General features: G+C 72.3%; 7 protein-coding genes and 1 pseudogene. 3 read left to right on the top strand and 5 right to left on the bottom strand.

The window, feature by feature from the left end:
* On the bottom strand, positions 1-762 hold a 762-nt coding region (locus B9S61_RS09735; protein WP_146064764.1), incomplete at its 3' end, for an ROK family transcriptional regulator.
* 154 nt (positions 763-916) lie between these two features.
* On the opposite strand from B9S61_RS09735, the gene B9S61_RS09740 reads away from it, so the two are divergent.
* A complete protein-coding gene (locus tag B9S61_RS09740; protein ID WP_103541906.1) occupies positions 917-2,122 on the top strand; it encodes an MFS transporter in 1,206 nt (401 codons plus the stop codon).
* On the opposite strand, the gene B9S61_RS09745 is transcribed toward B9S61_RS09740, so the two are convergent.
* Entirely contained in the window at positions 2,082-2,540 is a 459-nt protein-coding gene (locus tag B9S61_RS09745; protein ID WP_103541907.1) for a thioesterase family protein, read from the bottom strand. The genes B9S61_RS09740 and B9S61_RS09745 overlap by 41 nt on opposite strands.
* Before the next feature lie 177 nt (positions 2,541-2,717).
* Between B9S61_RS09745 and B9S61_RS09750 the strand changes: the two are divergent.
* Positions 2,718-4,120: pseudogene (locus tag B9S61_RS09750) on the top strand (uracil-xanthine permease family protein).
* Here B9S61_RS09750 and B9S61_RS09755 read toward each other — a convergent pair.
* Positions 4,102-5,220: a glycoside hydrolase family 6 protein gene (locus tag B9S61_RS09755; protein ID WP_103541908.1), complete on the bottom strand. Its 1,119-nt coding sequence runs from the start codon at positions 5,218-5,220 to the stop codon at positions 4,102-4,104. The pseudogene B9S61_RS09750 and the gene B9S61_RS09755 overlap by 19 nt on opposite strands.
* Before the next feature lie 173 nt (positions 5,221-5,393).
* On the opposite strand from B9S61_RS09755, the gene B9S61_RS09760 reads away from it, so the two are divergent.
* Positions 5,394-6,080 carry a DUF5995 family protein gene (locus tag B9S61_RS09760; protein ID WP_103541909.1) on the top strand — a complete coding sequence of 229 codons (687 nt, stop codon included), beginning with the start codon at positions 5,394-5,396 and terminating at the stop codon, positions 6,078-6,080.
* A gap of 158 nt (positions 6,081-6,238) precedes the next feature.
* On the opposite strand, the gene B9S61_RS09765 is transcribed toward B9S61_RS09760, so the two are convergent.
* Entirely contained in the window at positions 6,239-7,936 is a 1,698-nt protein-coding gene (locus B9S61_RS09765) for an NAD(P)/FAD-dependent oxidoreductase (protein WP_103541910.1), read from the bottom strand.
* A 45-nt stretch (positions 7,937-7,981) separates the two neighbouring features.
* Positions 7,982-8,689: carbon-nitrogen hydrolase family protein (locus B9S61_RS09770; protein WP_103541911.1), on the bottom strand; the 708-nt coding region annotated here is incomplete at its 5' end.

Genomic DNA, 8,689 nt, shown 5'->3' on the forward strand with positions numbered 1-8,689 from the left:
GGTGGCCGACGGCAGGCCGCGGGTGCCGGGGACCGGGAGGAAGCCGATCTCGCCCGTGCCGCCGGAGGCTCCCCCGCGCAGCGTGCCGTCGAGGATCACGGCCGCGCCGGTGCCGTGGCCCAGCCACAGCAGGACGAAGGTGTCCCGGTCGCGGGCCGCGCCGTCGCGCTGCTCGGCGAGCGCGGCGAGGTTGGTCTCGTTCTCCACACTGACCCGGGCCTCGGGCAGCCGTTCCTGGAGCGCGGCGACCAGACGGCGGTGCCACTCGGGCAGGCTGGTGGAGTCCCGGAGTTCGCCGCTCGCGGGATCGATCAGCCCGGGGGCCCCGATGCCGACCGTGTGCAGCCGGTCGGCTCCCGCCTCCTTCAGCGTGCGCTCGACCAGCGTGACCGCCTGTTCGACCGCCGGTCCGGTGCCCGCGTCCCCGGTGATGGGCAGGGCGGCCTCGGCCAGTACGTCGCCGACGAGGTCCGACACGACGACGGTGACGCCCTCGGTGCGGACGTCCAGCGCGGCCAGGTGCGCCCGGTCGGCGACGATGCCGTAGAGCTTGGCGTTGGGGCCGCGGCGCTGCTCTCCCGCCTCGCCGGCCACCGCGATGAGACCGGCCGCGGTGAGCCGCTCGACGAGGTCGGCGACGGTGGGCCGGGACAGACCGGTCAGCTGCTTCAACTGCCCGGCGGTCAGCGGGCCTTCCTGCTGGAGCAGACGCAGGGCGAGCCGGTCGTTGATGGCTCTGGCGGTGCTCGGGGATGCGGCCATGCCGGGATCCTTCCAGATCGGCGGGACCGGCCGGCGCACGGACCGGCGGCTCGGGTGGAGTGAGGACGGACTCGAAACCCCTTATCTATCAGGCAGGGTTCCTGATAGTTTACGGCGGCGCCTGAGAGAACGGACCACCGGGAGGGGCTGGGCGATGAAGCCAGGGGTGTACGCACAACGCGAGGTGAGGCGGGCGCGGTACGCCGTGGGGGCCGTGTTCGCCGTGCACGGGGCGGTCACCGGATCGTTCGCGACCCGCGTCCCGTGGATCCAGGACCATGCGGGCGTGAGCGCCGGCCAGCTGGGCCTCGCGCTCGCCTTCCCCGCGCTGGGCGCGTCCGTCGCGATGCCGCTGGCCGGGAGCGTCAGCCACCGCTTCGGGGCCCGGAACGCGCTGCGCGGCCTGATCGCGCTGTGGACCCTCGCGCTGATCCTGCCGTCGGTCGCCCCGAGCCTGCTCACGCTCTGTCTGGCGCTGTTCGTCTACGGCGCCACGGCCGGTATGTCGGACGTGGCGATGAACGCGCTGGGCGTGGAGGTGGAGAACCGTCTCGACAAGTCGATCGTGTCCGGGCTGCACGGCATGTGGAGCGCCGGCGCCCTGACCGGCTCGGCGGCCGGCACGGTCGCCGCCCACCTCGGCACGGACGCCCGGCTGCACCACGCACTCGCCGCGTTCGTGCTGACAGTGGCGGGTGTCACCGCCTGCGCGTGGGTGCTCGATCTGCAGCCCGCCGCGGACGAGCAGCCGCCGCCGCGGTTCGCGCTGCCGCCCCGCTCGGCGCTGCTCATCGGCGCGATCGGTTTCTGCGCGGTGTTCGCCGAGGGCGCGAGTCTGGACTGGTCGGCGGTCTATCTTCGCGATCAGCTGGACGCGTCGGCCGGTCTGGCCGCGGCCTGCACCACCGGTTTCACGCTCACCATGGCGATCGCCCGGATCGCCGGCGACCGTGTGGTGGACCGCTACGGCGCGGTGCGTACGGTCCGCGCGAGCGGGGTCGTCGCCGTGCTCGGCGGGGCGCTGATCGTGCTTGCCGGGCATCCGGTGACGGCGATGGCCGGGTTCGCGCTGATGGGGCTCGGTATCGCGGTGGTCGTACCGCTGTGCTTCGCCGCGGCCGGGCGCAGCGGCGCCAATCCGAGCCTCGCCATCGCGGGCGTCGCGACCATCACCTACACCTCGGGGCTCATCGCCCCGAGCGCCATCGGACTGCTGGCCCAGGCGACCAGCCTGATGGTGTCGTTCGTCCTGGTGACCGTGCTGTCGTGCGGCATCGCCGGGTTCGCGGGCGTCCTGCGCGCGGGAGACCGCAGGAAGGTCACGCGTCCGGACGCAGCAGTTCCCGAGCCGCGTCCCTGAACGTCCCGCTCCAGGGCGCCGGGCGCAGGGTCGCGGCGTCGAGCCGTACCAGTACCCGGCTGCCCCGGGCGTAGGTCACCGCCCCGTCCGCCGAGCAGAAGCGGAAGCCGTAGGTGAGCCCGGTGGTGCCGAGCCGGTCCAGCCAGAGGTGGACGGTGTAGGCGCCCGGCCGGGTCACGGGGGCCTCGTAGGTGACGCGCAGTTCCTTGACGGCGTTGCAGGCGTCGCCGGCCGCGGCCCAGTCGCCCTCGAAGCGGACGCCGTTGTCGTGCCACAGCTCGGTCCAGGCCCGCTCGACCAGCAGCGGGTAACGGGCGTTGTGCAGCAGGCCCAGGGCGTCGAGGTCGTCGAAGTGGACGGTCACGGGGATCAGGCGGCCGTGGGTGAGGGCGGGGGCGAGCGTTGCGTGGGCGGTCACGGGTGGGGCTCCTGGGACGTACTGGATGAGTGCCGCTTACATCGAACGACGGCACCCCCTCATCCTAAGCAGACGCTCAGCCGAGCCTGCCCGGGCCCGGCCGGCTGTACGAAGCACCCCTGACCAGCCTTCACAATGGTCCGGACACGCTGGCCGAACGAACGAAAGCGACAGCCCATGGATCTCGGCGTCCGCTGGACACTGCACGGCGACGGACGCACCCCGGCGCCCGGCGCGGTGGTCCGCCCCGACGAACGGCTCTCCTGGCCCCGCACCGCGGGCCTGGGCGCCCAGCACGTCGTGGCGATGTTCGGCGCCTCCTTCGTCGCTCCGGTCCTCATGGGTCTCGACCCCAACCTGGCGATCATGATGTCGGGCGTCGCGACGATCGTCTTCCTGCTGGCCACCCGCGGCCGGGTACCCAGCTACCTGGGCTGCTCGCTCTCCTTCGTCGGCGTCGCCGCGGTGATCCGGGCCCAGGGCGGGTCCAGCGCCACCGTCACCGGCGCGGTGTTCGTGGTCGGGGCCGCGCTGTTCCTGGTGGGCCTCGCGGTACGGCGGTTCGGGGCGCGGATCATCCACGCCGCGATGCCGCCGGTCGTGACCGGCGCGGTGGTGATGCTGATCGGCTTCAACCTGGCGCCGGTGACCGCCTCCACCTACTGGCCGCAGGACCAGTGGACCGCCCTGTTCGTGATGCTGTTCACCGGTCTGCCGTGGTCTGCCTGCGCGGCTTCTGGTCCCGGATCGCGATCTTCCTCGGGCTGATCTTCGGATACGTCCTGTCCCGGGCCCTCGACCGGGTCTTCGGACGGATCCACTCAGCGGACGCGAGCGGCAAGGTCACCGACCACTGGCGTCTGGACCTGTCCGCCGTCGGCCAGGCGGACTGGATAGGCCTGCCGGCCCTGCACGGCCCGTCGTTCGAGTGGTCGGCGATCCTGGTCGCCCTGCCGGTGGTCATCGCGCTGATCGCCGAGAACGCGGGGCACGTCAAGGCGGTCGGCGAGATGACCGGCGACAACCTCGACGACAGACTCGGCACCGCCATCTCCGCCGACGGCGTCGGCTCCATGCTGTCCACGGCCGTCGGCGGCCCGCCCAACACCACCTACTCCGAGAACATCGGCGTGATGGCCGCGACCCGCGTCTACTCCACGGCCGCCTACTGGGCCGCCGCCGGCTTCGCCCTGCTGTTCGGTCTCTGCCCGAAGTTCGGCGCGGTCGTGGCCGCCGTCCCGGGCGGGGTGCTCGGCGGGATCACCGTCATCCTGTACGGCATGATCGGCCTGCTCGGCGCCCAGATCTGGATCAACGCCAAGGTCGACCTGCGCAACCCGCTGAACCTCGTACCGGCCGCGGCGGGCATCATCGTCGGCGTCGGCAACGTCTCGATGGAGATCACCGACACCTTCTCGCTCAGCGGTATCGCACTCGGCACGCTGGTGGTCATCACCGGCTACCACGCGCTGCGCGCCTTCGCTCCCGCCCACCTCAAGACGCAGGAGCCGCTGCTCGACGAGGGGACGTCCTCCTACGACACGGGCGGCGCCGAGGGTGATCAGCGCGCCAAGTCGTAGGCGTACGACGGGGTGAAGGTGCCCGGCGCTCCCTTGCAGCCGTCGGACTCGCCGGGGAGCTTCACCCACAGGTAGCCGTGGATGCGGGCCTCGCCGGTGCTGAGCGTCGGGTTCCGGCCGAGTGCGCGGCCCGCCGGGTCGCACCACTCGCCGTCCGCCGGGGCGCCGTTGCCGTTGCGGCTGGTGTCGATCACCGCGCCGAGGCCCGGCGGACCGCCCAGGGCGTCGAGCACGGCACGGTCGTAGGCGATCTCGGCGGCCGTGCCGTGGAAGTTGGAGACGTTGCTGAAGATGCCGTCGGAGGAGGCGGCCGAGGCGGCCCCGGCCTCCCGCAGCCGGCCGGCCTGCCCGGCCGGCGCGTTCCAGCCGGAGTGCCCGGCGTCGAAGTAGACGCGGGCCCGGGGGTTGGCGTCCTTCAGCGTCCGTCCGGCGCGGGCCAGCGAGGCGAAACGGTCGGCCCGCCGCCCGGCGGAGAGGCATGCGGACTGGGCGATCGAGTCGGGCTCCAGGATCACGATGACCTCGCCGTCGCCGAGCCCGGCGGCGAAGCGGTCGATCCAGGCGTCGTAGGCGCCCGGATCGGGCGCCCCGCCCTGGGAGTGGCCGCCGCAGTCGCGGTCGGGGATCGCGTACGGCACGAGGACGGGTGTCCGGCCCTGCGCGGCGGCGCCGGACGTCACGGCGCGCACCCGGGACGTGATCGAGTCCGGCGAGTAGTCGGCGAACCAGACGGCCGCCGGCTGGTCGGCTATCCGGTTCTCGATGACCGCGCGGCGCGGATCGCCGGGGTTGGCCCGGACCCAGTCCAGGACCCGGCTCTCGGGGTGGCGGTAGAGACGTGTGGAGACGGGCGTCGTCCGCCGCTTCTTGACGGTCCGGGACGGTGAAGGCTCGCTTCGCGCCTTCTTCTCCGCACTCGCCCCGGGCGACGGGGACCCGGTCGCCGGCGGGGAGGGTGAGGGGACGGCGGGAAGGGGTTGCAGGAGCGGGGACGAGGAGACCCGGGGGCGGGCCCCGTCCGCGCCGCGTCCGTCACCGACCGCAGAGATCATCCCGGTGGCGGTGCCGACCACGACCACGACGGAGGCCGCCGCGACCATCGTGCCGCGACGGGCGGCACGACGGCGCTCGGCTCTCCGCGAGGACAGGCGCTGGGCGCGCGGGCCTGACACAGTACTGCTCCCCCTCCCCCACGGCGGGTGTGTTCCCCCGTTCCGGGGAAGCATCGGGCCCGCCGCCACTGATACCACCGTAAAGGTGCCACTCTGCGCTCATGGCGCATTGCGAACAAGTCCTGACTCCCGTGGACGGGGTCGTCTCCCGCATGCGCGCCCTCGACGCGGCCCTGCCGGCGCGGGACGGGGTCGCGGTCTTCAACCGTGTCTACCTCGCCGTGACCGAGGCCGTGGACCGGCGCATCGACGCCGGCCTGTTCCCGGACACCCGCGCGGCGATCGCGCTGGACGTGCGGTTCGCGGAGCGCTATCTGGCCGCCGTCGACGCGGTGTCCGAGGAGCGCCGGCCGCCGGCCTGCTGGCGTCCGCTGTTCGCGTTCCGCCACCACCCGGGGGTACGCCCGCTGCAGTTCGCCCTGGCGGGCGTCAACGCGCACATCGGTCACGATCTGGCGCTGGCCGTCGTGGACACCTGTCGCACACTGGCCTGCGAACCCGTCGATCTGGAGGACGAGTTCGACGACGTGGGTGATCTCCTCCTCTCGCTGGAGGACCGCATCCGCGAGGAGCTGACCCCGGGCCCCGACCTGCTGCGGATCACCGATCCGCTGACGCATCTGCTCGGCTCGTGGAGCCTGGAACGCGCCCGGGACGCCGCCTGGACGGCGGCCCGCGCCCTGTGGGCGCTGCGCGGACTGCCGGACGTCGCCGGGGAGTTCACCGAACGTCTGGACACGGCGGTGGGCTTCGCCGGCCGTATGCTGCTCACCCCTCTGCCGGACTGACCCGGCCGGGACGGGGCCACGGTGGGCCCGGCACCCCGCCGCACCGGCTTCCGCGGCTCCGGCTTCCGCGGCTCCGGCGGGGTCGTCGAAGCACTCGACCGACCCGGCCCGGAGTAACAACTCCCTTGTCCCGGGCCATCATCGGGCTGCCCCCGATGTCAGTCCTCGGGGAGCTCCACCGGTGCGATGTCGTGGTAGACGTCGCCGGGGCCCGGGTTGGTCGGGTCGGTCTCGCCGCCGAAGTGGTGCATGACCCCCCAGACCGCGTTCAGCGCGGTCTGGACGGCGCCCTCGGCCCAGCCGGCCGTCCAGGAGATGTCGTCGCCGGCGAGGAAGACGCCCCGCTTGTCCTCGGGCAGCGCCTCCTGCATGAAGTGGGTGAACAGGCGGCGCTGGTAGCGGTAGTGGCCGGGGAGGTTCGCCTTGAACGCGCCCATGAAGTAGGGCTCGTTCTCCCAGGAGACGGTCACCGGGTTGCCGATGACGTGCTTCCTGATGTCGACCTTGGGATAGATCTCGCCGAGCGACTTCAGCATGACCTCCATCCGCTCGTTCGCGGACAGCGGCAGCCACTTCAGGCTGTCGTCGCACCAGGTGTAGGAGAGACAGATGACGGCGGGCCTGTCCGGCCCGTCGTCGAGCAGGTACGTCCCGCGCGTCATCCGGTCGGTGAGCGTCATCGACATGACGTCCCGGCCCGTCTCCTCGTCCTTGTCCAGCCAGAACGGCCGGTCGACGGGCACGAAGAGCTTGGAGCTCTCCATGTAGTGGGTGCGCTCGATCGCGGTCCAGTGGTCGATCGGGAACAGCGAGTCGTCACAGGCGATCTTGGAGAGCAGCATCCAGGACTGGGCGGTGAAGACCGCCGCCCGGTACGTGCGGATGTCGCCGGCCGCGTCCGTCACCGTGATGTGGTTGCCCGCGGTGCGGTTGAGCCGGGTCACGGCCGGGCGGGGCTCGCCGTCCACGTGGAGGGTCTTCAGCGAGGTGCCGTACGGCCAGTGGACGATCTTCTCCGGCTCCCGCTCCCACATCCGCAGGGGCAGTTGCTGGGAGCCGCCGACGATGCCGCGGTGGTGGTCGTCCGCCTCGGTGTAGACGACCCGCAGGATCTCCAGGATGGAGTTGGGGAAGTCGGTGTCCCAGCCGCCGGTGCCGAAGCCGACCTGGCCGAAGATCTCGCGGTGCCGGAAGGACCTGAACGCCTCGGAGTCGCAGAGGAAGCCGTAGAAGGTCTGGTTGTCGAGCTTCTCGACCAGCTTCGCCCAGATCTCACGGATGCGCGGGACGTCCCGCTCGCGCAGGGCGCGGTTCATGTCGGTGTAGTCGGCGCCCTCCTCGAGGCACTTGGCCCAGGCGTCGGCGACGTCGCGGTAGACCTGGGGCAGGTCGGCGAGGGTCTCGGCGTAGTGCGACTCGCCCTTGAGGTCGACGACGGTGGAGGGCGTGGCCTCGGCGAGGGGGTTGGGGAAGGCCCGGGTCTCCAGTCCCACCAGGTCGATGTAGTGCTGGAGGGCGGTGGAGGAGGGCGGGAAGCGCATCGCGCCCATCTCGGCGGTCAGGGAGGGGTCGCAGCCCTCGAACCCCACGGTCCGCAGCCGCCCGCCGATCCGGTCGGCCTCGTAGACGACGGGCTTGAGGCCCATCTTCATCAGCTCGTACGCGGCGACGATGCCGGACAGGCCGCCGCCGATGACCGCGACCTCGGTGCCGTGCTCGGTCGCCGGTATCTGCCCGAGGCCCGCCGGGTGGGCGAGGAAGTCGTCGTACGCGTAGGGGAAGTCCGGGCCGAACATGGTGATCGGCGGCTGCTGCTCGTCGGTGTGCTCGACGGCGTTGGGCACCGTGGACGTCATGGGCTGCGGACTCCTTGCAGGGGTGGAACGGAGGAGGTTCGGAGTTCAGACGAGGGACCCGTAGAGGCCCGGACGGCGGTCCCGCAGGTACGGGTTGTTCTCACGGGAGGCGGCGAGGAGGACGGGGTCTGCGTCGCCGATGACGAGTTCCTCGGTGCGGCCGGCCCGGGCGCGGACGACCCCGTCGGGGGCGGCCAGCGTGGACAGGCCCACGAACTCCAGGTCGCCCTCCTGGCCGACCCGGTTGACGTACGCGATGTACATCTGGTTCTCGAACGCCCGCACCGGTACGACGGACTCGGCGACGAACTGGAACGGGTGCATCTGCGCGGTGGGCACCAGGAGGAGGTCGGTGCCGGCCAGGGCGTGGGCGCGCACGTTCTCCGGGAACTCGACGTCGTAGCAGATCATCAGGCCGACCGTGAGGCCGTCGAGCTCGGCCTGGACGACGGTCCGCTCCGCCGGGGTGAAGTGGTCGTGCTCGTAGCAGCCGAAGAGGTGCGTCTTGCGGTAGCCGGCGAGGCGGGTCCCGTCGGCGGAGACGAGCTGGACGGAGTTGTACACCGTGTCGCCGTCGCGTTCCGGGTAGCCGTAGGCGACGGCGAGGCCGTGCCGGGTGGCGGTCTCCGCGACCGCGTCGGCCGCGTCGCCGTCGGCGGGCTCGGCGAGCCGGCCGAGGTCGTCGCCGATCGCGTACCCGGTCAGGAACAGCTCCGAGGTGACGAGCAGCCCGGCGCCGGCCGCGGCGGCACG

It is taken from the genome of Streptomyces sp. SM1 (assembly GCF_002910825.1).
Taxonomy (GTDB): Bacteria; Actinomycetota; Actinomycetes; order Streptomycetales; family Streptomycetaceae; genus Streptomyces; species Streptomyces okerensis.